We start from the raw sequence: 25,284 nt of genomic DNA, 5'->3' as shown, positions 1-25,284 counted from the left end.
ATGGCGGACGCGTCCCGGATCGTCCTCGGCCTCGGCGGTTGCGTCGACTACGAGGTGAAACTGACCGCCGAGGTCATGCAGCAGCTGGTCACCGCGTACGGCATCGGCGCCACGGAACTCGCGGCGCCGTCGACGGTGGCCAGCGAGCGGGACCTGGTGGTGTCGATTCTCAGCTACGTCGCCCGTGGGGGTGGTGGCGAGCACTACGTCGCCGCCGCCCCGGCGCTGGAGAGCTTCGCCAACCGGCTGCCACGCCGGGTGGCGCTGGGTGGCACGTCCGTACGGGCCGGGATCCTGATGAGTCGGCTGGGCGTGCCGTCGACGCTGCACCTGGTCACCGTCAACGACACCGTGCGCCGGCTGTTGCCGCCCGAGGGCGACCACTTCGCCGCCGACGCCGAGGACACCCTCTATCCGCACCTGATCGTCCAGTACGACCAGGGGCTCCGGATCCGCGCCGGCAACCTCGACATCACCGCACCGTTTCCGAACCGGCTGATCTACGTCAACGACCCCGCCAACGGCGCCATGCCGCTCAGCGGAGATCTCGGCGAGCGGCTCAGCCGGGCAGATCTGTTCCTGATCTCCGGATTGAACGCGATGCGCTGCGCGGAGCAACTCGACCTGCGGCTCACGGAGCTGCGCGGGCATCTACGGCGGCTGCCCGCCGGTGCGGTGACCTACTTCGAGGACGCCGCCTACCACGAGCCCGCGTTCAGCCGCCGGGTTCTGGCCGCGCTGCGGGACGCCGTCGACGTGTACGGACTGAACGAGGACGAGTTGCAGTCGTACCTCGGGCACCCGGTCGATCTGCTCTCGGCGACCGAGGTCGCCGACGCGCTCACGGCGGTCAACGCGCTCGTGCCCGCGCCGACGGTGGTCCTGCACACGAGGTACTGGGCCGTCGCCCTCGGTCCACACGCGTCGACGTACGCCGATTCCCTCGATGCCGGCACCGTGCTGGCCGCCGTCCGCTACCGCCACGGTGACGACTTCACCGACGCCGACATCGCCCGTCTGCGTCGGCGACCGCGCCGGCCCGAGTCCGTGGAATTCGCCGCCGCGCTGCGTGCCCGGATGGGCGAGACGGTGCACTGCGTACCCGCCTTCGCGCTCGACGTGGCGCGCCCCACCACGGTCGGGCTGGGCGACACGTTCGTCGGCGGTTTCCTTGCCGCGCTCGCCTGGCAGCGGACCCGACCGGCCGGCGACCCGACTCCCTTCCTCGACCAGATCGTCGATCGATGACCATCCAGGTGCTGCCCGCCAACCAGCCGGAGACGTTCTACCGGGGCGCTGGCCGGATCGCCGGTTTCCGCAACGTGCCGGCCGCGCCCGACCGCCCCGAGGACTGGGTCGGCTCGGTTACCACCCGGTTCGGGCTGGGCCCGTCCGGCCTGTCCACGCTGTCCGACGGCCGGCTGCTCGCGGACGCGATCGCCGCCGACCCGCACTGGTGGCTCGGCCCGCAGCGAGCCGACCCAGGCGTACTCGTGAAACTGCTCGACGCGGGCCAGCGCCTGCCACTGCACGTCCACCCCGACCGCCGCTTCGCCACCGCGCACCTGGCGTCGCCGTACGGCAAGACCGAAGCCTGGGTGATCCTGTCGGCCCGCCCCGACGCGTACGTCCATCTCGGCTTCGCCCGTGACGTGTCGGCCGATGAACTTGCCGGCTGGGTGACCGGCCAGCAGACCGGGCAGATGCTGGCCGCGACCAACCGCGTTCCGGTGTCCGCCGGCGACGCGATCCTCTGCCCCGCCGGCCTTCCACACGCGATCGGCGACGGCATCCTGCTGGTCGAGGTCCAGGAGCCGACCGACTTCTCGGTGCTGCTCGAGTACGAGGAGTTCGGCCTGGCCGACGGCCATCTGGGCCTCGGCTACGACCTGGCGCTGGGATGCGTCGACCGGAGCAGGTGGACCCCACAGAGGCTGGACCAGCTACGGGGCGGCCGACAACTGCTGCCCGAGGCGGCCGACGAGTTCTTCACCGCGCACCGGCTTTCCGGCGGTGACCGGCTGAGGCAGGGATTCAGCGTCCTGGTCGCGGTGGCCGGCGAGGGCAGCGTCGCCGGTGAGTGGGACGACCTGCCGGTACGGCAGGGAGACACCCTGCTGGTTCCGTACGCCGCCGGACCGCTTCGGCTGGACGGTACGGTCGAGGTGATCCGTCTGGCACCGCCCGAGCGCTGACAGATCCGCCCGACCCCGCCAACCGCCGAGTTCCCCGCGCCGGAGACGGCATCTGCCGGTCCGCACGTCACGTCCGGCGTCGTTCTTGAGACAGCTGTCTCAGGGTCACCCATACACGTGACGGATCAGGCGTCGACAGGGTCAAATGTCTGGACCGCCAGCGCGTCGGCCCGACCGACGCCGCACCACGGTGCCGCCGGCGTCGGCCGGACCCAGCGCGACCAGGGAGACGACATGGCGCCGATCGGAAACGACCGGCCGGTGCCGATCGGCAACCGCCTCCGGGTGCGACCGGACGCCCGTCGTCGGGACGCCGGCTGGCTGGCCGCAGCCGCAGACGTCGAACAGCACCGGATCGAGGGGCGCTGCCCGGCGTGCGACCCCGACGGCTGCGAGGTGCTCACCGCCGCCGAACTGATCGTCGCGACGGCTGCCGACTCGACGGCACTTCCCCATCACTGAATCCGTCACATTCCGCAATCTCTGATTGACGATTCGCAGTCGATTTCGGTTTACTTTTTCAGCCGGCCTCGACAAGTCTGCGACGGCCGTCTCACGATCGACGTTTGTCCCTGGTCAAGGTCCACAAGCACGGATAACGTCGAATTCACCTGAGGGCGCTCAGGATTTCCACCACCCCGGGGGCCACCTTTCGGCAGCGCCGAAAAGACAACGGCACAGGTTCCCTGACCGCTGCGGCCCATTCGCCGGCCTGCGGCCGATCCGCCGACCTGTGAGCAATTCGCCGACCTGTGGCCAACGGCATGAACGACCCACCAATGAGGAGGACAGGTGTATCCGTCGTCGGCCACGCCCCGCCCGATTCCATCACGAACAGCCCGGAGGTCCGCCGGTGACACAGCCCGGCCGGACCGCGCTCGGCGCCGGATCCGTGCCCTGCTGGTCACCGCCGCAGCCGGAGCACTCGCGGTGGCCGGACTCACCGCGATCCCCAACGCCAGCGCTGCGGACAATCCCTTCGAGCGGGGTCCGGCCCCCAGCGCGGCCAGCATCGCCGCAGTCCGGGGTCCGTTCGCCACCTCCCAGGCCACCGTGTCGTCGCGCAGCGCCGACGGCTTCGGCGGCGGCACGATCTACTTCCCCACCAGCACCAGCAGCGGCACCTTCGGTGCCGTGGCGATCGCTCCCGGATTCACGGCCAGCCGTTCCAGCATGGCGTGGCTCGGACCGAGGCTCGCCTCGCAGGGTTTCGTCGTCTTCAACATCGACACGATCACCCGGTCCGACCAGCCCGCGAGCCGGGGCCGGCAACTCCTGGCGGCACTGGACTTCCTGGTGCAGCGCAGCACCGTCCGCGACCGGGTGGACCCGGACAGGCTGGCTGTGATCGGCCACTCCATGGGCGGTGGTGGCGCGCTCGAGGCGGCCCAGGCCCGCCCGACGCTGCAAGCGGCGATCCCGATGACTCCGTGGAATCTCACCAGGAACTGGTCCGGACTCGAGGTACCCACACTGATCATCGGGGCCGAGAACGACAGCATCGCGTCAGTACGTACCCATTCGAAGCCGTTCTTCGGCAGCTTCCCGTCGGACCTCGACAAGGCGTACCTCGAATTGAACGGCGCGAGCCACTTCGCGCCGAACATCTCCAACACCACCATCGCGTCGTTCAGCATCTCGTGGCTGAAGCGCTTCGTGGACGACGACCTGCGGTACGAGCAGTTCCTGTGCCCGCCGCCACAGCCGGACCGACAGATCTCCGAATACCGGGACAGCTGCCCGCACTCGGCCTGAGCCGGCCGGCGCCGGCCGGCGGTGGCACCCGCCGGCCGGCGGTGGCACCCGCCGGCCGGCGGTGGCACCAGCCGGCCGGCGTCGACCCGAGTCGGCGTCGGCTGCCGTCGCGACTGCTCAGGTCACCGGGGTGAACAGTGCCCGCAGTGCCTGTTCCATCCGGCCGAGGTCGGCCGGTTGGTCGGTGAGCAGCTCGGCGTAGACCGCAGACTCCACGATGCCGATGTAGAGGTACGCCAGTGCCTGCGGATCGGCGACGACCCGGTCGAGCTCGGGCCCGAGCACCTCCCGGAAGACCTCGACCTGGGCCTGGATGAAGCGCTGGTGCACGCCACCAGGTTCGGCGAAGAAGACCGCGCCGCTGTCTCCGGCTCGGCGGTCACGAAACGCCGCAGCGGCGAGGAGTGCCGCACACCGCTGACGTAGTGCCGGGTCACCTCGACCACCCCGTCGACGCCCGGTAGCCCTCGCGCGCGGCGGGACTCCGCCAGCCGTCGACTACCGAGCTGCCACAGCACCTCGCCGATCAACTGGTCCCGGCCACCGGCCACCCGGTACAGGGTGGCCCGGCTGACGGCCAGCGCGGCGGCGAGCGCGTCCATGTCCACCGTGCCGTGTTCGAGAAAGTACTCGATGCCGCCGCAGACGACCGCTGTTTCGCTGATCACCCGGCGAGGAGCCGGGACCACCGGGGCGGCTGCCGCGCTCGTCCGGTCACCGCGAATGCCCGCTCCGGCAGCCGCCGGCACCTGGTAAGTCATCAGATACCTTCCGTGGATACCCCGGCCTTCAGGCCGGGGAGGAAACGGACTCCTGCGGAGCAGGGCAGGGAAGTCGATTCGCCGCCGAGGCGGATCGTCGTCCACCACCCGCACACCGGAACATGCGGACAGGTGTGCTAATGTGGCGTTGCCTTTCCGGTGACAACCAAGCCGGTCGGGCCTACCGCCGGGCTGGCGGAAAGTGGCGTCTGTGGAGACTGTGTAAGACCGATGGGCGGTATTCCGTCCCTTGCCGTTGATTCGGGTCGGCTGTGGTCGGCGAAGCAGAAAACTCAACCCGTGAGGGTCGAATCTCCCTGCTACAGCAGGGAGAGATGTCAACGGCCCCATGACTGGTTCACGGTCGGCAGCGGCCACAGGTTCATCGTAGTGCCGTTCGTCGCTCCCCGGCACGCTCAGGCGTGCCGGGGCCGGCAGTGCAGGGCCACGCCGGCGACCCGCCAACCGCTGGCCAGAGCACCTTGGATCGACGGGCTGTCCCGGTGGTCGCCAGCGACGAAGAGACCCTCGTCGATCCGGGCTGGCTCCCGTAGTCGGCCGTGCGGGGGCAGGGCCGCCGGCAGAGCGTCCGGCACCGCGACCGTACGCAGATGGCGCCAGTCGCGGGTCGGGGTCCGGTACAGCCATTCCAGCTCCGCGCGGACCACCGGCTCGGGCACCGGGTCCGGCCCGACGACCGAGGTGGCGACCAGATGCTGCCCGGGCGGGGCGTACCCGCTCGCCGCCTGGCTGATCACCACGCTGTTGGCGACCACGCCACGGCGGTCTCCGTCGAGCAGCAGGATGGGCTCGTCCGACGGAGGCTGCGCCGTCGCATGGTAGTAGGTGGTCAGTTGACGCATCGCGACCCGACGCACCGTTGGCAGCAGACGCGTGGCGGCGGGCGGATCTGCGGCGACGATGACGTTACGGCAGCGCAACTCTCCATCGACGGTGCGGACCACACCCGGTGCGACGGCGGTGACGTCGACCCCGAGCAGAATCCGGTCGGCGGGTAACGGCGCGGCGACCGCCAGCGGCAACGCCGCCATGCCGGCGGCAGGCACCGCGATACGGCCTCGGGCGAACGAGCGGAGAATCATCGCCACCACGTGGCTGGAGGTCTCCAGGGTCGGGTCCGCGAGCACCCCGGACAGGAACGGCAGCAGCACCTCGTCCACGATGCGGGGCGACAGGCCCGCCCGCCGGAGTTCGTCAAGGGCGCTGGTCTCCGGGCGGGCGAGCAGCCGCGCCGGGTCGGTGGCGGCGTAGCGGGCGAGCAGCAGACCGAGCAGGACCCGGTCGGACAGGCTCCCCACGCCGGCGAACAGCGTCGCGGGAGCGGCGGCGGGCATCCGCAGCGGATGCGCCAGCCGGACCGTGCCCGCGCCCCGGCGCACCAGCACGGCCGGGGTGAAGTACCCCAGGTCGAGCCGGTCCAGATCGACCAGGTCGATCAGCCGGGGGTACGCCGTGTTCAGCACCTGGAAGCCGCGGTCGAACCGGAACCCGTCGACGACATCGGTGGCGACCCGACCGCCGATCCGGTCGGACCGGTCGACGAGCAGAAAGTCGGCATTGGCTGAGTGCAGTCGGCGGGCGGCGGCGAGACCGGCCAGCCCGGCACCGATGACGATGAACTCCCGATCGGTGGCCATGTATGGGAGCTCCCCCGTTTGGACTCGAACCAAAAACCTGCCGGTTAACAGCCGGCTGCTCTGCCAATTGAGCTACGGGGGACTGCCAGATCGCCACGGCCCGGATCACTCCGGCCGCCTGCGACGGGACAAGAGTACAGGACATCGTCGCCCGGTGGGTGACCGGGTCGGGTCGAACCCGCCAGCGGGAGCCCACCCCGGCGGCACCGATACGACCGACAGAACCGGACAAATACCGGAGATGTCTGCGCTGACGCGTGAACGGGTAGCAGGATGGGTAGACAGCACCAGACAGACGACGCAGGCACGACCGGGTCGATTCATCGACGGCCGGCACGGACCTCGAGTCCGGCACCGGCCCCGGTGAACGCCCGGGTCAGGTACGGAGGGAGCCGCCATGCGCGGAAAGCTTTGGTTCATCGGCGGGGTGGCCGTGGGTTTCGTCCTGGGCACCCGCGCCGGCCGGGAGAAGTACGACGAGCTGGTGCTCAACGCCCGCAAGGTGATGGACCACCCGACGGTGCAGGAGGCCGCCGGAGTAGCCCAGGCCCAGGCGAACCGCCTGTACGCCGAGGGCCGGGAACGGCTCAGCCACACCCGGCTGGGCGAGAAGCTCAACGGCCACGACCACACCGCCGACCCGTCCGCCCACACCGACAGCCTCAGCAGCGCCGGCGTGACCAGCGGCGCGGCGGCCAGCGGCGGCACGACCGGCAGCGGCACGACCGGCGGTGTCGGCACGACGCCCCGACCCGGCGGCGCGAACAAGGCCGCCGGCACCAGCAAGGCCACCGGTACGGGTGGCACCGGCGACTGAGCCGGCCCGACCTCGGACGGGTCCGGGCCGGTCACCCAGTGGGTGACCGGCCCGGACCCGTCAGCGTCAGTCGCCGATCCCGGTGCACAGCCTCCGCTGTGGTGTCAGTCGCCGCTGGAGAACGCCGCGTCGAAGGCCGCCGACGGGGCGTCGAACGCGAGCCGCCGGACAAACTGCAACGCCTCCGGGGCACCGACCAGCCGGTCCATGCCGGCGTCCTCCCACTCGACCGAGATCGGACCGTCGTACCCGATCGCGTTCAGCGCCCGGAAGCAGTCCTCCCACGGCACGTCGCCGTGCCCGGTCGAGACGAAGTCCCAACCACGACGCAGGTCCGCCCACGGCAGATGTGAGGCGAGCCGACCGCGTCGGCCGTCGCCGGTGCGTACCTTGGCGTCCTTGCAGTCGACGTGGTAGATCCGGTCGGCGAACTCCAGGATGAAGTTGACCGGGTCCAGCTCCTGCCAGACGAAGTGCGACGGATCCCAGTTGAGCCCGAACGCGGGCCGGTGGCCGATCGCGTCGAGGGTGCGTCGGGTCGTCCAGTAGTCGTAGGCGATCTCGCTCGGATGCACCTCGTGCGCGAACCGGACCCCGACCTCGTCGAACACGTCGAGGATCGGATTCCACCGGTCGGCGAAGTCCTGGTAGCCGCGTTCGATCATCGACGGCGGCACCGGCGGGAACATGGCCAGGGTGTGCCAGATCGACGATCCGGTGAAGCCGATCACGGTGGAGACGCCGAGCTTGGCGGCGGCCCGGGCGGTGTCCTTGATCTCCTCGGCGGCTCGCTGCCGGACGCCTTCGGGCTCCCCGTCCCCCCAGATCCGGGCCGGCAGGATGCCCTGGTGACGCTCGTCGATCGGGTGGTCGCAGACCGCCTGACCGACCAGGTGGTTGGAGATCGCGTACACCTTGAGGTTGTACTTGGCCAAGGTCTGCAGCTTGCGCTCGACGTAGTCGTCCTCGGCGAGGGCCCGGTCCACCTCGAAGTGGTCGCCCCAGCAGGCGATCTCCAGGCCGTCGTAGCCCCACTCCGAGGTCAGCCGGCACACTTCCTCGAACGGCAGGTCGGCCCACTGGCCGGTGAAGAGGGTGATGGGTCGCGCCATGGTCCTTCTCCCGTTGTCGTTACTGGGATTCCGGCCCACGCCGCCGGTGCGGCGTCTGGTGGTGGACCGGTGCGAGGTGACGGCCCGGTGGAACTGTCCGGTGGTACGGCCGGGCCGAGAGCCGACCGGTGGGGCGGTCACGGACACGCCAGGGCACGCCGACGGGGTCGGCGGTGGACACACCGTGACCCGGGCGGGTTGCGCCTCCCGCCCGGCCACCGGCCCACGCGGGGGCCAGCCAGCCTCACTCTAGGCCGGTGTAGCCGACAACGGTAGGCCCGGCTCAGTACCCCCACTCGGCGAGCGGCTTCTCCAGCACCCGGTCCATCGCCGCCAACTGCTGCGGGCCCAACTCCCGCTGGTACGCCGCCCCCCGGTTGCCGTGGAACTCGTACCGGCGGAAGCCCCGGTCGAACCCGGGCGACCAGTCCAGGCCGAGAAAGTCCAGCATCCGCGCGGTCTCCTCGCGGGGGGCGACCAGCAGATCCTCGTACCGCACGTCGAGCCACTGCCCGACCGGGTGCGCGGCGCGGGCCTCGACGAAGGCCGCCATCAGCATCTTCCAGCCCAACGCGGCGAGGACGGGGAAGGACCGGTCGGCCTCCTCCCATTCGGCACGCAGGTCGGACGGCAGCGGGCCGAGGAACCAGTTGTCCGGCCCACGCCAGCCGTCCCACCAGCCCATCTGCAGCCACGAGTTGGCCACCGCGCGGCCGTCGCGGACCACGTTGACCACCCGCAGATCCGGGTACGCGGCGTGCAGCCACCCGGTGCGCGGCCAGCCGGTCACATGCTGCAGCAGCACCTGGCAGCCCTGCTGCCGTACCCGCCGGTCGAAGAAGGCCCGCAGCCGCTGCTCGACGTACGGGGTCAGATCGTCGGCCCGCAGGTCCCGGCACGGCCGGGAGTAGCCGGCCATCACCTGCCGGTCGATCAGCTGGTACGCCTCGGACGGGGCGACCCGCAGCCGACCCCGTTCCAGCAGCCGGCGGCTGTGACTCAACGAGGTCATCCCGGCCGGCCGGGGTGCCGAGCGCCGGTAGAGCCGGCCGTTGCGCCGCCCGGCCAGATTGAGCCGGGGCAGTTTGTCGTCCAGGCCGGAGACGAAGCCGACGGCGGGGTGCCGGGCCAGGATCTCCTGCACCAGGGTCGAGCCGCACCGTCCGGTGCCCACGACGACGGACAGCATGGTCAACCCTCCTTGGTCGGGGCCGGGACGGAGACCGGCTGCGGCGGCACCACCGACCCGGACTCAGGGGACGCCGGCACCGCTGGATCCGACGACGCCGCAGCGGGCGGTACCGGTCGGCGTACCGGGTAGCCGAAGCGCCGCAGCAGCGGCAGGGTCACGGCGGTCACCACCGCGTACGACCGGCCCGGCAGCGCGCGGAGCCATTCGGCGTCGTCGGTGATCGGCACCGCGCCGGTCCGGTGCCGCGACGGGTTACCGGCGACCGAGTGCGTCGGTGCCAGGGTGACCCGACCGGCGGCGTCCAGCGGCAGCCCGGCCGGGTCGAGCCCAGCGAAGGAGGCGATCCGCCGCAGTTGCCCGGCCGGATCGGCGACCACGTCCTCGTAGCGGATCCGCAGGTAGCGGTCCGGGCCGTCGCCGCCGAACAGTCGGACGGTGGCGGCGTTCCAGACCCGCCACAGCAGCGCCGCCTTCCACACCGGCGGCCGGCTCATCAGCTTCTGGTCGCCGGCGCCGTCGAGACCGCGTCGGCGTCGCCAGGAGAAGGTGGTGCCACGGGGATCCCGGACCAGGTGCAGCACCCGCAGGTCGATCCCGGGCAGGTCACGCAGCAGCGCCCCGTACGGCGGCAGTTTCGACGAATCGACGATCACCACCGGGCCGTTGCCGGGCGTGCCGGTCTGGCGGGCGATCGCCTGGTAGATCGCGGCGATCACGGCGTCGTCGGGGTGCGGCGGTACGGCGCGTCGGCCGGTCGCGGCCCGGCGCAGCAGGGCCGGCAGGTCCCGCATCCGCTGCCGGGTCCGCAGCCGCGCGGCGATCCCGGCCGCGTCGGGCGCATCGAGGGCGTCAGGCGTACCGGCGGCGTCAGGCGTACCGAGGGTACGGCGGACCGCCCGCCAGGTGGGGCAGCTGTCGAACGGCTCACCGCAGCCGCACGGGCGGTTGTCGACGATGCCCCGCTGCCACAGGTAGCGCAGCTCGCCGGCGGCGAAACAGCCGTCCAGCTGGCCGAGGACAGTGGTGATCAGCGTGCTGCCGCTGCGTCCACTGCCGGCCAGGTAGAGCACCCGTACCGGGATCGGGTCGCCAGCCGGGTCGGTCATCGCCGGCCTCCGGCGGGCGCGGTCGTCGCGGCGGTCCGGTAGGCCTCGCGCAGCCGGGACAGGTGCAGCTGCGGGGTGAAGTCCCGGTCGATCTTCGCGCGGGCCTGCATCCCCATCGTGTACGCCCGGTCGGGGTCGGCGACCAGTTTGCCGACGGCCTCGCCGAGCGCCGCCGGGTCGTCGGCCGGGACCACCTCGCCGTCGGTGCCCGGGGTGATCAGCTCCGGCAGCCCGCCGAGGTCGGTGCCGACCACCGGTACGCCGCAGGCGAACGCCTCCAGCACCGCCATGGGCTGGTTCTCGTGCCAGCGCGACGGCACCACGGCCACCGCCGCCGACCTGATCAGCTCGTGCAGCCGGGCCTTGTCGAGCCGGCCGTGGAACCGCACCCGGCCGGGTGCCACCCGGTCGGCGAGCGCCGTCACCTCGGGAAGCGCCGGGCCGTCGCCGGCCACGTGCACCGGCACCTGACGGGGCAGCCGGGTCACCGCTTCGACCAGCACGTCCACTCCCTTCTCCGGGGCGATCCGGCCGGCGAGGACCACTCCCCCACCCGGCGAATCCTTCACCGCCACGGTGCCGGTGTCCACGAAGTGGTTGATCACCTGCAGCCGGTCCGGGTAGACCCCGGCCCGCCGCATCACGTCGGCGAGGAACCGGCTGGGGCTGACGAACACCCCGACCGGGCCGTACGCCCGTAACTGTCGGTGCAACCAGGTCTCTACGGCGAGTAGCGTACTGGCGGATGCCGATCCGTCCTTGCACCTGCGCCGCGCGGCGTGTAGCGGACCGCCCTCCACGCACGCCTGGCAGACCCTGCCCTGGTCGAGCAGCTGGTAGCTGGGGCAGGCGAGCTTGTAGTCGTGCATGGTCAACACGCACGGCACCCCGGCGTCACGGGCGGCGGCCAGCACCGACGGAGAGAGCTGGTGGTAGATGTTGTGCAGATGGATGACGTCCGGGCCGAAATCCTCGATCACCCGGGTCAGGCCCCGGCGACTCGCCGGTGACCAGACCATCCGACCGACGGCGACCAGCCGGGGTGCCAGGCCGCGCGGGGCCGGTTCCAGTTCGACGTACGGCGGAAAATGCTCCGCGTAGCGCAACGGCCGGTCGTTGTCCGGGTGGGTCATTCCGAAGTACGCGACCTCGTCCCCGGCGGCGCGCTGCAGATCCGCGAGGTCCAGCAGGTAGCCCTCCGCACCACCACGCCGATAGAGAAACTTGTTCACATGGAGGACACGCATCTCATCCGGCCCGCTCGCTCGACACCGGGGTGCGTCCACCCGGTTATGGTGGCCCAGGACTCCCGCCCTGAGCTGCTGCCTCACGCTATGCACCGGCGTCGGGTTAGTCCAGTACCGAATCGCCAACTAGCTGATCGGATGATCTCGTGTGGCTGACCAGCCTTCGTTCTGGCGTTTCGCCCCGATCGGTGGGTAGCCTGGCCCCGGCCCGACCTCGCCCCAGCCTGGCCACGACGGCTGGTGACGTGCCCGAGGAGGACCGGTGAGCAACGACGACGAGCCCTCCACCCTGGCCTGGACCGCCCGGCGGATCGCCCGGCACGCCCGGTGGATCCGCACCGAGGGCCTGCGCCGGCTCGTCGAGGAGGACCGGCTCAACCCGGTCGACCGGGCCGGCACCGCCTGGACCAAACTGCGCTGGCGGCGACGCCACGGCGTACCGCCCGGGCAGGCCATGCCGGTCTACCTGGTCGGCCTGCAACGGTCCGGCACGAACATGCTGGTCCGGGGCCTGGAGGCCGCCGGCGAGTTCGAGGTGCACAACGAGAACGACCGGCGGGTGTTCCACCGCTTCCAGTTGCGCAACGACGCGGTGCTCACCGCCGTCGTGCGCCGCAGCCGGCACGCGTACGTCCTGATCAAGCCGCTGTGCGACAGCCACCGGGTGGACGAACTACTCGCCCTGCCCGGTGTGGCGCCGGGCCGGGCGATCTGGGCGTGGCGTGACGTCGACGACCGGGCCCGCTCCGAGGTCGCCAAGTTCGGCGACGCCAACCTGCGGGCCCTGGCCACCATCGCCGACGGCACCATCGGCCGGCGCTGGCAGGGCCAGCGCCTCGACGCCGACACCTACGAACTCGTCCACGGCTTCGACTACCGCACGATGGACCGGTACACCGCCGCCGCGCTGTTCTGGTACGTCCGTAACAGCCTGTACTTCCGGCTCGGCCTGGACCGCCGCGACGACGTCCTGCTCAGCTCCTACGACGCGCTGATCGCCGACCCGGCCGGGCAGGTCCGCCGGCTCTGCGACTTCCTCGGGTTGGCGTACCGGCCGGAGTTGTCCGCGCACATCGCCCCCCGCGCGCCGCGCCGCCAGCCGCTGCCGATCGACCCGGCGGTCCGTACGCTCTGCGACGACCTCACCGTCCGCCTCACCGGCGGCACGCCGGTCCCCGCCACCCCGCCCCGCCAAGTCGACACCGACCGGTGTGCCCCGGTGCCCGTGGAAAGGACCGACCATGGCTGAGACCGCCGCGCAGCCCACCACCACCGCCGACGCGGTGGCGGCACCGACGGCCCCCATCTTCCTGGTCGGCTGCCAGCGCTCCGGCACCACGTTCCTGCGGCTGGTGCTCGACTCGCACTCGCGGATCTCCTGCGGACCGGAGACCCGGTTCCTGCCGGACCTGCGGCGCATCGTCGGATCCGACTGGGAGCGGCTGGCCCGGTTCGGCTTCCCCCGGGAGGACTGGCTGCGCCGCATCGCCGACTTCTTCGGCGGCGTGCACGCCGACTACGCGCAGGGTCGCGGCAAGGCCCGGTGGGCCGACAAGACCCCGCTGTACGCGATCTCGCTGGACTTCGTCACCGAGGTCTTCCCCGACGCGCAGATCGTGCACGTCATCCGCGACGGCCGGGACGTGGTGGTCTCGCACCGCAAACGGTTCGGCTACTGGTCGGCGGTGAAGTGCGTGGTCAAATGGCCGCGCTACATCCGTACCGCCCGTGCGATGGCGGCCAGCCTGCCCGCCGACCGGTACTACGAGCTGCGCTACGAGGACGCGGTACGCGAGCCGGAGAAGTCGATGCGGGCGCTGTTCGAGTTCCTCGGCGAACCCTGGGAGGACGGCGTGCTCGACTACGTCGACAAGCCACACGACGTGGCCGGCAAGTACACCACCGAGGCCGACCGTCGGCGGGCGGCCGCCGGCACCGACTCGGCGATCTACGGCTCGCGGGTCGGCAGCTACCGTCGCGAACTGGACCCGTTCCTGCGACTGCTCGTCGCCGTCTTCTCCGGCCGGATGCTGCGCGAACTGGGCTACCGGTGAGCGTCGTGGCCCGACGCGACGCTGCAGGCCGGCGCAACGCCGTAGGCCGGCGCGCCGTCGCGGCGGCGCTCGGCGTACTGCTGCTGCTGGCCGGCTGCACCAGCGGCGACTCCGACGTCAGCCCCACCCCGCCGCCGCCGACCGGCGCACCGTTGCCGGACCTGCCGCCGTACCCCGCCGACACCCACCCGTTCGGTGCGCACTGGGACTGGAACCGCTACGACGAGTTCCTGCCGTACCTGCGCAAACTGTCCGGCTCCGCGACGTACCACGAGATCAGCTGGTGCAGCATCGAGCCGGTCGCCGGCCGGCCGGACTGGACGGCGCTGGACCGGATCGCCCAGCGCAGCCAGGACCTCGGCATCGCACTCAACATCAAGATCCGGACCGAGATGTGCTGGGCCACCGGCGGCACACCGGAGTTCCCGCGCGGCGAGGCGAACAAGACCGAGTCGACGATGCCGCTGGACATGGCCGCCTACCAGCGGTTCGTCGGCGAGGTGGTGCGCCGCTACGCGCCCTACGGCGTGCGGCAGTACGCGATCGAGAACGAGGTCAACGCCCAGCAGTACTGGCGCGGCACCCCCGAGGAGTACGTCACCCTGGTCACTGCGGCCGCCGAGGCGGTCCACGCCGCCGACCCGGACGCCGTGGTGGTCGACTCCGGCATCAGCAGCGTGGCGTACGGCTTCGGGGTGGTCGACCGGTTGGTCCGCGCCGGCCGCGACGACGAGGCCATCGCCGCCTACAACGCCTACTTCCAGCGTCGCATCGGCACCCGTGGCCGCAAGATCCCGCAGGTGGAGACGATCGAGACGCTGCGTACCGCGCTCGACAACGAGACCAACGTCCGCAACGTCGCCTTCCTGGCCGCCACCGAGCAGCTGATCGACGACGGCGTCGTACAGCTGCGGCAGGTGCACTACTACGAACACTTCGAGGGCGTACCGGCGCTGCTGGACTACCTGGCGGCGGAGAACCCGGCCGACGTACCGATCGAGGCGTGGGAGGTCGGGCAGTTCTGGCGCGACGGCGACGGCGACGACATCAGCCGGGCCGAGGAGGTCGTCAAGGTCTCCACGATGCTGCTGGCCGGCGGCATCCGGCAGGTGATGTGGCTGCCGCTGGGCTACAACCCGAACAACCGGGCCGGCAGCGAGGTCCGTTACGGGCTGCTGGAACCCGACGGTACGGAACGGGAGGCCGGCCGGATGTTCGAAAGTCTGGCGATCGCGGCGCGGGGTGCCACCGTCACCCCGGTCCGGCGGGACGGGCTGATCGGGGTGGCGTTCCAGCAGGGCGCGGAGAGCACCCTGGTCGTCTGGTCGAGCGAGTTCAACGACGAGCTACGGGTCGCGCCGGTGCCGAGCCTGCGCACGGGTGCGGCCGGAGCCACGCTCACCCCGGCCGGTGCCGAGGTCACCATTTCGGACCGCCCGATACTGCTGCGGGCCACCGGCACCCCCGAATCGATCCTCGCCGACGTCGACTGAGGCGGATCATCAGCGACACCGACACGGCACGATCGCCGGCCTGGCGGACCGGGTCCCGTAGGGTGAAAGTAATGTCGGTCAGGTGGAGAAGCATCCGTTCTCGGCCGCCGAGTTCGCCGACATCTACAGCAGAGTGCCGCGACTGACCGCCGAGGTGGTGTGCGTCGACTCTCGCGGTGTCGTGCTGACCAGGCGGGCTGTTCCGCCGGCCCAGGGGAAATGGCACCTACCCGGTGGGACGGTGTACTTCGGCGAACACCTCCACGACGCGGTCCGGCGGGTCGCCCGGCGCGAACTCGGGGTTGCCGTGACGGTTGGCCGAATGCTCGGATACATCGAGTACCCGTCACTGTTGCGGGAGGGATACCGTGGCTGGCCTGTTGGCATCGCGTTCGAAGCGACGCCGAGCGGCGACCGGCTGACCGCCGACGAGCAGGCTGACGAGGTGGGCTGGTTTCGCAGCGTCCCGCCCGGCACGCTGGCGGAACAGGCAGAGTTCCTGGAACGGTTCTTCGCCGCCGAGGTGAGCGTCGGCCGGCACTGAGCCGCATCAGCGGCGGCGGTCGAGGATGGCCAAGATCTCCCGGCGGACCTGCTGCGGTTCGTGGATCAGGCGGCGGTGCGCGAACCGGACCACCTGGATGCCGGCGGCCGCGAGCAGCGCGTCGCGCCGCAGATCGATCTCACGCTGGGCTGGGCTGCCGTGCGACGCCGCCCCGTCGAGCTCGAAGTCGACCCGTTCCCGTTCGGCGTACACGTCCAGGTAGACGGTGCGGCCGCCGTCGACCCGGACCATCTGCTGGCGTCGGAACGCGGGCATGCCGGCGCCGACGAAGACGTGATCGTGTCCCCAGATCTCCAACTGGCTGCGGCAGCCGGCGGCCAGCTTCGCCAGTAGCGTCCACAACGCGGCCCGGTCGGTGAGCCGGGGCAGCTCGTCGAGGGCCGCTATGAGCCGGCCCGCGTTCGTCCACCTGTCGTTGACGGCTCGGATCAGCGGAGCCGGCCGGTCGGCGGCCGGCAGCAGCGGCCAGGACTCGACAAGACTCCGCTCCAGCCGTACCACCGGTTCTCCGCCCCGCACCACCACCTGCGGCGGACCGACGACGAACCCCCGCCGGTGGTGCACCGTCAGCCCGGCCCGGCTGCGCATGCCCGCGCCGTACGGCACCGTCAGGTGCAGTGCCTCGTCAGCGGGTTGCCGGCGCAGCCCCCAGAGCTCGAGTGCGGTGGTGTGGCTGAACGCGGCCCTACCGTCGGCGTAGGCCAGTACCGCACGTCGTCGCGACTGCGGTCCGAGATCGCTCAGTTGCGGAGCTCCGGAACGGTTGTGGTCGAGCAGGTCGGTGGCGACGTAGACGGTCGGCAGCACGTGGCGGAGCCGGCCGGCGGCGACCGCGTTCTCCAGTGCCCAGCGGGGCAGCACCTGGGACACCTGGTTGCGGGTCACCACTCCCCCGGTACGGCGCAGGAGTGCGTCGAGCACTGGGTCCATGACCGTCGACGATGCCCCGGCAGCGGTCTGTGGCACGACCGGACGCGTGTTGGTTGTGGACAGACGGCTCGGCTGTGGAGCGGGCGGCGCCGGCCTCGGTGATGTGCTATCGGTCCGTCATGATCAGTTGTCGTATTTACGGGCTCGCAACGGCGTGTCGGCCGTAGATACGACAACTGATCATGAGGCAGCGGTCGGCTGCTCCGGCGCGGGGCGGCGGTCGTAGGCCGCCAGAGTCGCCTTGTTCGTACTGGCGTCCTGGAAGATCAGCTCCCACGGGCCGGTGTTGACGTCCATCTCCTTGCCGAATCCGATCCACTTGCCGCTCAACCGACGCCCGGTCGGCTCGGCCAGGAGTTGAATCGCACCGTGGTAACGGGCACCCCGGTAGTAGCCGTGCGGTGCGGTCTGCTCGACCCAGGTCCCGGTGACCACGTTGCCGTCGACGGTGAGGTCCATGGTGAGTGGCGCGTCGGAGGATCCGGGCAGACTGCGTACGGTGAGCCGGTCGCCGTGCTGCAGCAGCACCACGTAGTGCCGACCGGTGAACATGGCACCACGACCTGAGCTGTGGTACTCGTACCGGGACAGCCACACCCCGGAGTAGTTGCCGGTCGGCGCGGTACGCGGGGCCGGCCCGCCGCTCGGCACCAACGGGGTGGCACTCGAGATCTCCACGACGTGGTCTCCTCCCTCGTCGTCCGTGCCGCCCAAGCATATGAAGTAGCGGGTACGCCTCCGCTGTACTCTCCGGCATGTGAAACTTTCAGGAGACACTTGGTGGTGAACCATGGCAGAAGCCGGTGAAACAGCCGAAACCGTCGCTGCTCACCTCCGTGAGGAGATCCGGACCGGCGAACTCGCCGAAGGCGACAGGGTGCCTACCGCCAACGCCGTCATGGACAGATTCGGCGTCGGCAGAGGGGCAGCACAGCAGGCGCTCAACGCGCTGAGGGCGGAAGGACTTGTCACCTCGCGGCGCGGCGCCCCCGGCATCGTCAAGGGCTGGTTCGCCCGACTCGAACGGGTCATGCCAGATCGCCTGGACAGCTCGAAACAGCTGGGGCGAACCATCCATCAGCATGATGCCGGCGACCGCCCGATCCGCACCGACGTCGAGGTCGACGAGCTTCCGGCACCCGATTTCGTTGCCGCAGCCTTCGGCGTCGATGAGGGCGATCCGGTGGTTCGCCGCAAGCGGGTGCACTGGGTGGAAGGTCGCCGCGTCCAGATATCGGCGTCCTACTTCCCCGTCGAGCTCGCACGGGGCACGGCGATCGTCTACAAGAACTCCGGCCCGGGCGGGGTGTACGGCCGGCTTGAAGATCAAGGATGGAAACCGACCAGGTTCGAGGAGCGGGTCGTCGCCCGGCCGCCACATCCGGACGAGATTGACGACCTGGACATCGCACGCAACAGGGCGACGGTGCTGCAGATCACCCGGTACGCGAGGTCCGGCGACCGGTGCGTCGAGGTCAACCGGATGGTGCTGGATGCAGGAGTCTACGAGCTGGTGAATCACTTCGATCTGACAGCACACACCGACTGACACCTGCAACCGTTGACATGCATATGCAAGTTTGTCATCCTGGGTCTCATCCGACAGGAAGCCCCGTCACCGGGATGTCGTGACCGACTTCCCGGCGCAGGGCGGAGACACAGGGAGACGTGACATGCCAAGCACAGTTCTGGTGGTAGGCCCACGGGAGCTACCCGCGAGCGGGACGGTCGAGGTGTGGGCCGACGCCGGCAGCGGCGGGGTCGGGCAGCGGTTCGCCGTACCGGTCACCGACCTCCAGATAGCCGAGGTGGACAGTGGAACCGGCAGGTACGCGGTCTACGCGCTCCGTGCCCGCCACTGACCTGACCGTGGACGATCCGGTCAGCTCCGGGGCGACCAGGTGTGCGGCCAGCCGAGCAGGTCGGCGAGGTCGGCGTTGTACGGGGCGAAGTAGTCGCCGAGCTGGGTGCGTAGCGAGTCGGTCAACTCCCCCGGCCCCCGGTCGGTCCGCCGGGTGTGCTGGGCGAACGCCGCCGGGGTGAACGGATCCAGGTCGAGGAAGCGCAGCACCCGGTCGTAGACGCCGGCCGGGTCGGCGTACATGTCCTCGCTGCGCAGCACCAGCAGCCGGTCCGCCGGCAGTACGGCGTACCAGCGCCGCAGCTGCTCGGCGTAGCGCCCCCGCGCCAGATACGAATAGTTGCGCAGGGCGGTGTGCGCGGTCGGGCTGTCCGGCCCGTCGCGCAGCGCGTCGGCCAGCCGCTGCTCCTCGGCGTCGACCGCGTCGGCGAACGACAGCGGTTCGGCCCCGTACGAGCGGGTGTGCAGGTAGTGCGAGTAGGCCCGCTCGACCGGATCCCGCAGCAGGGCGATGCAGCGGGCCTGCGGCAGGCCGGCGGCGACCCGGGCCGGCACGCTCGGGTGGAACAGGTAGTACGGGCTGGCCTCGAAGCTGCGTACCCCGGCCGGGCGGGCGGGGAAGTGTGCCCGGTACCAGCGTTCGCCGCGTCCATGGTGGATGCTGAAGTACTGCAGTTCCTTGCCGGTGGCCGGACGCACCTGCGGATGCGCGGCCAGGTAGTGGTGCAGCGAGGTGGTGCCGCAGCGCTGCCCACCGATGATCAGGAAGTCGGGCGGTGCGCCGAGCTGGCCGGGCACCACCGACCGCGCCCAGGCCCGCGCACCGCGTACGGTGCGGCGCAGCCGGTCGGTCGCGGTCCGGTTTCCGGTGGTCATCGCGGCACCTCCGCCAGGTTCGCCGCCGACGGGTCCGGTCCACTCTGGCCGGGCAACCCGCCCGCGCCAGCGCCGTCACCGCCACGGCCGCCGCCAGCGCCGTCACCGCCACGGCTGCCGCCGGCACCGCGCCGACCACGGCCGCCCCGGCGCAGGGTACGCAGCACCATGACGTCCTCCCGGCTCAGGCCCAGCGCCAGCACCACCCCGACGTAGGTCACCACCACCACCGGCAGCCCGACCAGCAGCTGCTCCGGCCAGCCGGGCAGCAGCAGCCGGACGACCAGGCCGGCGGCGAACGCGGCCAGCCCGGCGGCGAACCCCTTGAGCATGCCGACGGTGACCGGCACCGCGTGGATCAGGGCCCGGACCTGCAGCACCCGGGCGATGTTGACCACCGCGAGGGAGATCGCCCAGGAGATCGCCGCGCCGATGATCCCGTACGCCGGAATCAGCCAGAGGTTGAGCAGAATGTTCAGCAGCAGGGCGGCGATGTTGTCGTACATGTTGATCGCCACCCGGCCGGACATGTTCAGCACCGTGCCGCACGGTCCGGTGGCCGCGTTGACCAGCTGCCCGACGGCGAGGATCAGGGTGACCGCCGCCCCGGCGGCGAACCCGCCGCCGAAGACCGTCAGCAGGCTCTCCGGGAAGACCAGCAGCGCCACGAACGCCGGCAGCGACAGCCGGACCACCCAGCCGGTCGCGGCACCGTAGATCCGCCGTACCTCGTCGGCCCGCCCCTGGTGGTGCAGGTACGCGAGGTACGGCCCGAACGCGGCGTTGATCGGCGCGAGGACGAAGATCGCGACGGTGACCAGCCGGGTGGCGACGTTGTAGACGCCGATCTCGTCGTTGGCGAAGAAGCCCAGCATCAGGGTGTCGACCCAGATCAGCCCGGTCGACGACAGCGACGACAGCCAGCTGACCGTGGAGAAGCTGAACAGTTGCCGGGGCCGGTAGACGACCGGGCCCGGTGCGACCTTGCGCATCAGCCGGGCCAGGGCGCCGAGGGCCAGCAGGGCGGCCGACCAGCCGGCGATGACCAACGCCCAGTAGCTGCCGGTGACGCCGGCCCCGAGGATCAGGGCCAGGGCGGTCAGTAGGAGCCGGGTACCCGGTTCGTAGATCTGCCCGATCAGGGTGAACGGGCGCTGGGTACGCCAGCCCCGGGTGGCGGCGAGCGCCGCTTCGCAGACGGTCAGCGCCGGCAGGGTCAACGCGACCAGGCGCAGCCCGGTGACCAGTCCGGGGTCGTTGAGCGCGGCGGCCAACGCCGGTGCGGCCAGGGCCAGGGCGACCGCGATCGCGGTCGCCGAGCCGGCGGAGATGGCCAGGCCGAGCCGGATGGTGCCACGGATCGCCGCCGGGTCGTCGTCGGCGAGGTGTACGGCGACGAACCGGGTCAGCCCGGCCCGGAACCCGGACAGCGACAGCAGGCTGAGCAGGGCCAGCACCGCGTAGCACTGGGCGTACTGGCCGACCTCGCTGATCCCGAGGAACCGGGCCAGCAGCAGCATGACCAGGAAGACCGCGCCCTGGTTGAGGACGGCTCCGACCAGGTTCAGTCCGCCGCCGCGGGCCATTCCCCGGATGTGCTGGTCGCCGGACTCGGCGCCAGCGGTCGACGGCGTGACCCCGGCGGGCACGTCACCGCCCCGGCTGCGGTTCGAGCGCGCCACCTGACCCGTACACCCGGCCGCCGCCGCGCGAGAGCTGCCCGGCCGGCGTGGCCCGGCCCACCCGGGCCACCGGGATCTCCCGGGTCTCGTCACCGCCGGTGGGGCGCGGCCCCGGCGGCGGCACCGGGGTGTCGGTGCCCGACGTCGGCGGGTCACCGGCCCGGTTGCGGGCCAGCAGTTCCAGCATCGCGACCAGGACCACGGCGAGCAGCAGTCCGGCGCCGGCGACCGGCACGGTGGCGTTGATCAGGCTGGTGGTCCGGGAGACCGCACGGACCGCGCCGACGCTGGCGACCTCCGCCGGGTCGGCGGCCTGTACCTGCGCCCGCGCCGCCTGCAGGCCCTGCCGGGCCGAGGAGAGCGCGCTGGTGGCGGCGTCGCGTTGGGCGATCAGCGCCTGGTAGTCGGGCAGTTTCGGGCCGATCGTGTCGAGCTGCTTCTGGCCGGCCTCGATGGCGTCGGTGGCGGCGTCGGCGCCCCGGCCGTTGCCGACCGCCTGCATCTGCAGCCGCTGCTGCCGCAGGCTGGCCATCTCGTTGAGGGTCGCCTGGTAGATCTTGTCCGGCTGGGTGACCTTGTTCTCCTTCTCCCAGGCGGTGATCGCGGCGGTCGCCTCGGCCACGTCGGTGCTGGCGGCGGTGACCTGCTCGGTGGCGATCGCGACCTGCGAGGAGAAGAGGAAGGCCAGCGCGCGTTCGGTGGTCGCGGCGAGCACCGGGGCGACCGACGCGCGGTCCGGCGAGGTGTACGCGATCTCCATCTGGCTGCTCGCCCCGACCTGGCTGACCGCCAGCCCGGAGCGCAACCGGTTGGCGGCCACCCCGGTGTCGGCGGCGACCTCGTCGACCACCCGGGGCGAGGTGGCGGCGGCGCTGAACGCGGCCGCGAACTGGTTGGCGGCCTGGTTGCCGGTGTACTGCTGCGCGGCGGCCCCGCCCACCAGGGCCGGGGCGGCCACGTAGGCGGTGGCGGTGTACTGCTGCGGGGCGATCAGCACCAGCGTCGCGGCCGCTCCGGCGGCCAGGACCGGCACACCGACCAGCAGCCACAGCCGCCGGCGCGCGATGCGCAGGTAGTCGACGATCTCCACGCTATGGGCTCCTACTACTCGTACCGGACTGGTGGTGCCGGGGCGGCCACCGACGCAGTGGCGGCCCGGCCGTGGGCGATGGCGCTGGCGGCAGCGGCGAAGGCGACGAAGTACCAGAGTGTCACCACGTTGGAGATGACGTTCGAGCCGAGGCTGACCGCGATGAACGATACGGCGCAGCCGGCGAATCCGACGGCGACGCCCCGTTCCAGACTGCCCGGTGGGGCGCGGCGCAGCGCGGTCCGGGCGGTGTGCAGCAGCAACAGCAGCATCGCCAGGTAGGCGAGCAGGCCGGCGAGCCCGGTTTCCACGTACGCCCGGAGCAGGTCGTTGTGTGGCTTCTTGGCCTGCGGTGTCTCGTGCTGGGTCATGTTGGGCCCGATGCCGGTGACCGGGTTGCGGTTGGCGAGCGGGATGATCTCCGCCCAGTAGCCCACCCGCCACTGCAGGGTGTTGCCGGTCGGGCCGCCGCCGGTCGGCCGGTCCTGGGCGAGTTGGGCGAACCGGTCACCCACCGACGGCAGCAGGCTGACCCCGGCGACCGCGACGATCAGCAGGGTCGCCAGCATCCGGCCGCTGCGGTGCAGCAGCGCGACGACGATCAGGCCGAGTGCCGCGCCGAGGATCGCCGACCGGGTGTTGGTGAGCATCAGGAAGATCAGGGAGAGCCCGAGCAGTACGGCGAGCGCCACCTGGGCCCGCCGGGCCAGGAACCGGTAGATCGCGAACCCGAAGATCACCAGGAACATCAGGTACCGGCCGAAGGTGGTGGACTGGCTGAACGGGCCACTGACCCGGATGAACTCACCTTTGACCTCGGACGGCACCTGCCCGAAGGCGCTGGTCAGCACGGTGTAGAGCAGAGCCAGGGCCAGCGAGGCGTAGCAGGCGATCAGGATCCGCCGGATCGCCGCCCGGTCGGGCATCAACTGCTCGAGAACGACGAACATGACGACGACGGTCATGATCCGCAGCGCTTCCAGCAGGCTCGGCGTCGGCCGGTCCGCACCGAACGCGCTGACCAGGGCGGTCGCCCCGACGAGCAGCATCGCCCAGCCCAGCGGGGAGCCGCGCAGCCGGCCCCGGCGGCGCAACTGCGCGGCGAGCCAGAGCCCGGCGGCGAGCAGGAACAGCACCGCCACCATCGTCGACGGGTCGGTCAGCCGGGACGCCTGCTCGGTGTCTGCCCGCCCGGCCGTGGGTCCGCTGAGTTTGACCACGTCCAGCAGGGGCCGCACGGCGAGCATCAGGATCACGTACCCGGAGAACCGGGTCATCGCCAGGACCCCGACGGCGAGGCCGGCGGTCAGCGCCAGCGGCAGGACCACGCCGCGCCGGTCCCCGGCGGCGAGCGCCAGGCCGGCGGCGACCGCGACGGCGGCGGCGGCCACCGCGGCGAGCAGGCTGAGCACCCGCCCGGCCGTCCGCGCGGGTCGGGCATGACCGGGTACGGCGGAGCCGCCGGACGCCATGGCGTCGTCCGGCACCCGACCCGCTGGCCGGGGCTCGTGTCGTGTTGTGGTCACCGCACGCCGATCCGCTGTTCCGTCGCCTGGAAACGGCCCGTCAGGGTCGCCTGAAATCTAGTCGGGTCCCCGATGAGGGAGTATGGGCCGACACGCCGGGAGTGCGCATCAGCCGTCTGGTTCCGACCGGACCTTACGGCGGGGCCGGATCAGCGGTGTCCGACGCGGTTGCAGCAGTTCGTGGTAGAGCGTCTCGAGTTCGGTGGCGGCGGCGTCCCAGGTGTACTCGCTGGTGACCCGGTCGCGTAGGGCCTGGGCTCCGACCCGCTCGCCGGCCGGGTCGGTGACCAGTTGGCGCAGTGCCCGGACCAGGTCGTCGGTGTCGCCGTCGCGGAAGATCCGGTGGCCGGGTCCGTCGGTGGTGAGCACCTCGACGTGCGGGGTGATGTCGCTGGCGATCACCGGCAGACCGTACGAGGCGGCTTCCAGCAGGGTCAGCGGCAGCCCTTCCAGCCGGGACGGCTGGACGAACCCGGCGGCGTGCGAGTAGAGCTCGGCGAGCAGGTCGCCGTAGGCGAAGCCGGTGAACACGATCCGCGGGTCGTCGACCGCTTCGGCGCGGACCCGGGCGACGAAGTCGTCGCTGAACGACGACCCGCCGACGATGGCCAACCGGATGTCGGTGTCGACCTGACGGAACGCGCGGACCAGCAGGTCCGCCGACTTTTCCGGAACGAGCCGGCCGACCATCAGCAGGTAGCGCCCGGGGGTGAGGCCGAACCGGGAACCGATGTGCCGGGCCGGGACCTGCCGGGGGGTGCTGACCCCGTTGGGGATGTAGTTGGCCAGGCTGCCGAACCGGGTCTGGTAGTGGCTGGCCAGCCCCCGGGAGACGGCGACCCGGGCGTCGGGTACGTAGCCGGAGAGCCAGTGGGCGGTGCCGAGGACGGTCTGAGCGAGCCGGCTCCACTTGGCCCGCTGCTGGTCGAGGCCGTGCACGGTGAGGACGACCTTGCTGCGGGCGAGGTAGCGCGGCAGTGGCGCGACCAGGCCGGGGCCGAGTCCGTGGTAGTGCACGATGTCGGGCCGTTCGCGCATGGCGGCGAGGGTGGAGGTGGTGGAGTGCACGATGGCGTCGAGGTGTTTGCTGGCAACCGTCCGTACCTGACGCAGCCGTACGCCCCGGTATCGGTCCATCGGCACGGAGCCGTAGCTGGGCCGGCAGTAGACCGTGACGTCGTGGCCCCGGCCGGCCAGCCGGCTGGCGAGCTCCTCGACGTGCCGCTCGATCCCGCCGTAGGTCGCGGGCATCCCCTTCTGGCCGATCATGGCGATGCGCAGGGGCCGGTACCCCGTGCCGGTCTCGGCACCTTCCTGGTCGACCGGGCGGGAATTCCCAGTAACCTGATGGGGGATGGCCACGA

At 71.4% G+C, this 25,284-nt stretch carries 23 protein-coding genes, 1 tRNA gene and 1 pseudogene; 11 read left to right on the top strand and 14 right to left on the bottom strand.

Going from position 1 to position 25,284, the window contains the following annotated elements:
- From ACN28F_RS25665 to ACN28F_RS25650, 4 genes are all read left to right on the top strand, one after another.
- The gene (locus ACN28F_RS25665) at window positions 1-1,248 is read left to right on the top strand and encodes an ADP-dependent glucokinase/phosphofructokinase (RefSeq protein WP_421360065.1); all 1,248 of its coding nucleotides are present in this window, start codon (window positions 1-3) and stop codon (window positions 1,246-1,248) included.
- Window positions 1,245-2,195, top strand: a complete 951-nt coding sequence (locus tag ACN28F_RS25660; RefSeq protein WP_421360063.1) for a class I mannose-6-phosphate isomerase — start codon at window positions 1,245-1,247, stop codon at window positions 2,193-2,195. Before ACN28F_RS25665 ends, ACN28F_RS25660 begins: the two co-directional genes overlap by 4 nt.
- A 234-nt stretch (window positions 2,196-2,429) precedes the next feature.
- Window positions 2,430-2,657, top strand: coding sequence for a hypothetical protein (locus tag ACN28F_RS25655; protein WP_421360062.1), 228 nt, complete (start codon window positions 2,430-2,432; stop codon window positions 2,655-2,657).
- Window positions 2,658-3,083: 426 nt separating this feature from the next.
- Window positions 3,084-3,950 carry an alpha/beta hydrolase family protein gene (locus ACN28F_RS25650; RefSeq protein ID WP_421361511.1) on the top strand — a complete coding sequence of 289 codons (867 nt, stop codon included), beginning with the start codon at window positions 3,084-3,086 and terminating at the stop codon, window positions 3,948-3,950.
- A gap of 117 nt (window positions 3,951-4,067) precedes the next feature.
- On the opposite strand, the gene ACN28F_RS25645 is transcribed toward ACN28F_RS25650, so the two are convergent.
- The 3 genes from ACN28F_RS25645 to ACN28F_RS25635 all read right to left on the bottom strand — a co-directional run bounded on the left by ACN28F_RS25645 (window position 4,068) and on the right by ACN28F_RS25635 (window position 6,451).
- The gene (locus ACN28F_RS25645; RefSeq protein WP_421360060.1) at window positions 4,068-4,280 is read right to left on the bottom strand and encodes a QsdR family transcriptional regulator; all 213 of its coding nucleotides are present in this window, start codon (window positions 4,278-4,280) and stop codon (window positions 4,068-4,070) included.
- A gap of 847 nt (window positions 4,281-5,127) precedes the next feature.
- Window positions 5,128-6,369: an FAD-dependent oxidoreductase gene (locus ACN28F_RS25640; protein ID WP_421360058.1), complete on the bottom strand. Its 1,242-nt coding sequence runs from the start codon at window positions 6,367-6,369 to the stop codon at window positions 5,128-5,130.
- A 9-nt stretch (window positions 6,370-6,378) separates the two neighbouring features.
- A tRNA-Asn gene (locus tag ACN28F_RS25635) sits at window positions 6,379-6,451 on the bottom strand.
- Window positions 6,452-6,766: 315 nt separating this feature from the next.
- On the opposite strand from ACN28F_RS25635, the gene ACN28F_RS25630 reads away from it, so the two are divergent.
- Window positions 6,767-7,186 (top strand): hypothetical protein, encoded by a 420-nt coding sequence (locus ACN28F_RS25630; RefSeq protein ID WP_421360056.1) that lies wholly within the window; start codon window positions 6,767-6,769, stop codon window positions 7,184-7,186.
- Between the two features lie 104 nt (window positions 7,187-7,290).
- On the opposite strand, the gene ACN28F_RS25625 is transcribed toward ACN28F_RS25630, so the two are convergent.
- The 4 genes from ACN28F_RS25625 to ACN28F_RS25610 form a co-directional block, all read right to left on the bottom strand.
- Window positions 7,291-8,298 (bottom strand): sugar phosphate isomerase/epimerase family protein, encoded by a 1,008-nt coding sequence (locus ACN28F_RS25625; RefSeq protein ID WP_282228563.1) that lies wholly within the window; start codon window positions 8,296-8,298, stop codon window positions 7,291-7,293.
- A gap of 283 nt (window positions 8,299-8,581) precedes the next feature.
- Window positions 8,582-9,487, bottom strand: a complete 906-nt coding sequence (locus ACN28F_RS25620; RefSeq protein WP_289210410.1) for a sulfotransferase family protein — start codon at window positions 9,485-9,487, stop codon at window positions 8,582-8,584.
- A gap of 2 nt (window positions 9,488-9,489) precedes the next feature.
- A complete protein-coding gene (locus tag ACN28F_RS25615; RefSeq protein ID WP_421360054.1) occupies window positions 9,490-10,596 on the bottom strand; it encodes a sulfotransferase family protein in 1,107 nt (368 codons plus the stop codon).
- Entirely contained in the window at window positions 10,593-11,843 is a 1,251-nt protein-coding gene (locus ACN28F_RS25610; RefSeq protein WP_289210408.1) for a glycosyltransferase, read from the bottom strand. Before ACN28F_RS25610 ends, ACN28F_RS25615 begins: the two co-directional genes overlap by 4 nt.
- Before the next feature lie 262 nt (window positions 11,844-12,105).
- Here ACN28F_RS25610 and ACN28F_RS25605 point away from each other — a divergent pair, with 262 nt between their 5' ends.
- From ACN28F_RS25605 to ACN28F_RS25590, 4 genes are all read left to right on the top strand, one after another.
- Window positions 12,106-13,092: a hypothetical protein gene (locus ACN28F_RS25605; protein ID WP_421360052.1), complete on the top strand. Its 987-nt coding sequence runs from the start codon at window positions 12,106-12,108 to the stop codon at window positions 13,090-13,092.
- Entirely contained in the window at window positions 13,085-13,897 is an 813-nt protein-coding gene (locus ACN28F_RS25600) for a sulfotransferase family protein (protein ID WP_289210406.1), read from the top strand. The genes ACN28F_RS25605 and ACN28F_RS25600 overlap by 8 nt, the downstream gene beginning before the upstream one ends.
- 5 nt (window positions 13,898-13,902) lie before the next feature.
- The gene (locus ACN28F_RS25595; RefSeq protein ID WP_421360050.1) at window positions 13,903-15,390 is read left to right on the top strand and encodes a hypothetical protein; all 1,488 of its coding nucleotides are present in this window, start codon (window positions 13,903-13,905) and stop codon (window positions 15,388-15,390) included.
- An 82-nt stretch (window positions 15,391-15,472) separates the two neighbouring features.
- Entirely contained in the window at window positions 15,473-15,934 is a 462-nt protein-coding gene (locus ACN28F_RS25590; protein WP_421360048.1) for an NUDIX hydrolase, read from the top strand.
- A gap of 6 nt (window positions 15,935-15,940) precedes the next feature.
- Here ACN28F_RS25590 and ACN28F_RS25585 read toward each other — a convergent pair whose 3' ends face one another.
- Together ACN28F_RS25585 and ACN28F_RS25580 are read right to left on the bottom strand one after the other, a co-directional pair.
- Entirely contained in the window at window positions 15,941-16,885 is a 945-nt protein-coding gene (locus ACN28F_RS25585; RefSeq protein WP_289210403.1) for an endonuclease domain-containing protein, read from the bottom strand.
- Window positions 16,886-17,065: 180 nt separating this feature from the next.
- A pseudogene (locus ACN28F_RS25580) lies at window positions 17,066-17,584 on the bottom strand (XRE family transcriptional regulator); the annotation flags it as partial.
- A gap of 91 nt (window positions 17,585-17,675) precedes the next feature.
- On the opposite strand from ACN28F_RS25580, the gene ACN28F_RS25575 reads away from it, so the two are divergent.
- Both ACN28F_RS25575 and ACN28F_RS25570 read left to right on the top strand, forming a co-directional pair.
- Window positions 17,676-18,434: a GntR family transcriptional regulator gene (locus ACN28F_RS25575; RefSeq protein WP_421360046.1), complete on the top strand. Its 759-nt coding sequence runs from the start codon at window positions 17,676-17,678 to the stop codon at window positions 18,432-18,434.
- Between the two features lie 124 nt (window positions 18,435-18,558).
- The gene (locus tag ACN28F_RS25570; RefSeq protein WP_421360044.1) at window positions 18,559-18,747 is read left to right on the top strand and encodes a hypothetical protein; all 189 of its coding nucleotides are present in this window, start codon (window positions 18,559-18,561) and stop codon (window positions 18,745-18,747) included.
- A 20-nt stretch (window positions 18,748-18,767) separates the two neighbouring features.
- Here ACN28F_RS25570 and ACN28F_RS25565 read toward each other — a convergent pair whose 3' ends face one another.
- The 5 genes from ACN28F_RS25565 to ACN28F_RS25545 form a co-directional block, all read right to left on the bottom strand.
- Window positions 18,768-19,622 (bottom strand): sulfotransferase family protein, encoded by an 855-nt coding sequence (locus ACN28F_RS25565; RefSeq protein WP_421360042.1) that lies wholly within the window; start codon window positions 19,620-19,622, stop codon window positions 18,768-18,770.
- Window positions 19,619-21,304, bottom strand: a complete 1,686-nt coding sequence (locus ACN28F_RS25560) for an oligosaccharide flippase family protein (protein ID WP_421360040.1) — start codon at window positions 21,302-21,304, stop codon at window positions 19,619-19,621. The genes ACN28F_RS25565 and ACN28F_RS25560 overlap by 4 nt, the downstream gene beginning before the upstream one ends.
- Window positions 21,273-22,394: a Wzz/FepE/Etk N-terminal domain-containing protein gene (locus ACN28F_RS25555; RefSeq protein WP_289210397.1), complete on the bottom strand. Its 1,122-nt coding sequence runs from the start codon at window positions 22,392-22,394 to the stop codon at window positions 21,273-21,275. The genes ACN28F_RS25560 and ACN28F_RS25555 overlap by 32 nt, the downstream gene beginning before the upstream one ends.
- 14 nt (window positions 22,395-22,408) lie before the next feature.
- Window positions 22,409-23,920, bottom strand: a complete 1,512-nt coding sequence (locus ACN28F_RS25550) for an O-antigen ligase family protein (protein ID WP_289210396.1) — start codon at window positions 23,918-23,920, stop codon at window positions 22,409-22,411.
- A gap of 108 nt (window positions 23,921-24,028) precedes the next feature.
- On the bottom strand, window positions 24,029-25,282 hold the full coding sequence (locus ACN28F_RS25545; protein ID WP_289210395.1) for a glycosyltransferase family 4 protein: 1,254 nt from the start codon (window positions 25,280-25,282) through the stop codon (window positions 24,029-24,031).
- Window positions 25,283-25,284: the final 2 nt, after the last annotated feature.

Origin of the sequence: Solwaraspora sp. WMMA2101, assembly GCF_049179175.1 — a bacterium.
Lineage (GTDB): Bacteria > Actinomycetota > Actinomycetes > Mycobacteriales > Micromonosporaceae > Micromonospora_E.
This window is presented reverse-complemented; position numbering and strand designations above follow the sequence as displayed.

What these genes read in the sequence shown, in the direction of transcription:
- ACN28F_RS25665 (WP_421360065.1), top strand. Translation starts at nt 1, where the DNA reads ATGGCGGACGCGTCCCGGATCGTCCTCGGCCTCGGCGGTTGCGTCGAC.
- ACN28F_RS25660 (WP_421360063.1), top strand. Translation starts at nt 1,245, where the DNA reads ATGACCATCCAGGTGCTGCCCGCCAACCAGCCGGAGACGTTCTACCGG.
- ACN28F_RS25655 (WP_421360062.1), top strand. Translation starts at nt 2,430, where the DNA reads ATGGCGCCGATCGGAAACGACCGGCCGGTGCCGATCGGCAACCGCCTC.
- ACN28F_RS25640 (WP_421360058.1), bottom strand. Translation starts at nt 6,369, where the DNA reads ATGGCCACCGATCGGGAGTTCATCGTCATCGGTGCCGGGCTGGCCGGT.
- ACN28F_RS25630 (WP_421360056.1), top strand. Translation starts at nt 6,767, where the DNA reads ATGCGCGGAAAGCTTTGGTTCATCGGCGGGGTGGCCGTGGGTTTCGTC.
- ACN28F_RS25625 (WP_282228563.1), bottom strand. Translation starts at nt 8,298, where the DNA reads ATGGCGCGACCCATCACCCTCTTCACCGGCCAGTGGGCCGACCTGCCG.
- ACN28F_RS25620 (WP_289210410.1), bottom strand. Translation starts at nt 9,487, where the DNA reads ATGCTGTCCGTCGTCGTGGGCACCGGACGGTGCGGCTCGACCCTGGTG.
- ACN28F_RS25615 (WP_421360054.1), bottom strand. Translation starts at nt 10,596, where the DNA reads ATGACCGACCCGGCTGGCGACCCGATCCCGGTACGGGTGCTCTACCTG.
- ACN28F_RS25610 (WP_289210408.1), bottom strand. Translation starts at nt 11,843, where the DNA reads ATGCGTGTCCTCCATGTGAACAAGTTTCTCTATCGGCGTGGTGGTGCG.
- ACN28F_RS25600 (WP_289210406.1), top strand. Translation starts at nt 13,085, where the DNA reads ATGGCTGAGACCGCCGCGCAGCCCACCACCACCGCCGACGCGGTGGCG.
- ACN28F_RS25585 (WP_289210403.1), bottom strand. Translation starts at nt 16,885, where the DNA reads ATGGACCCAGTGCTCGACGCACTCCTGCGCCGTACCGGGGGAGTGGTG.
- ACN28F_RS25575 (WP_421360046.1), top strand. Translation starts at nt 17,676, where the DNA reads ATGGCAGAAGCCGGTGAAACAGCCGAAACCGTCGCTGCTCACCTCCGT.
- ACN28F_RS25570 (WP_421360044.1), top strand. Translation starts at nt 18,559, where the DNA reads ATGCCAAGCACAGTTCTGGTGGTAGGCCCACGGGAGCTACCCGCGAGC.
- ACN28F_RS25565 (WP_421360042.1), bottom strand. Translation starts at nt 19,622, where the DNA reads ATGACCACCGGAAACCGGACCGCGACCGACCGGCTGCGCCGCACCGTA.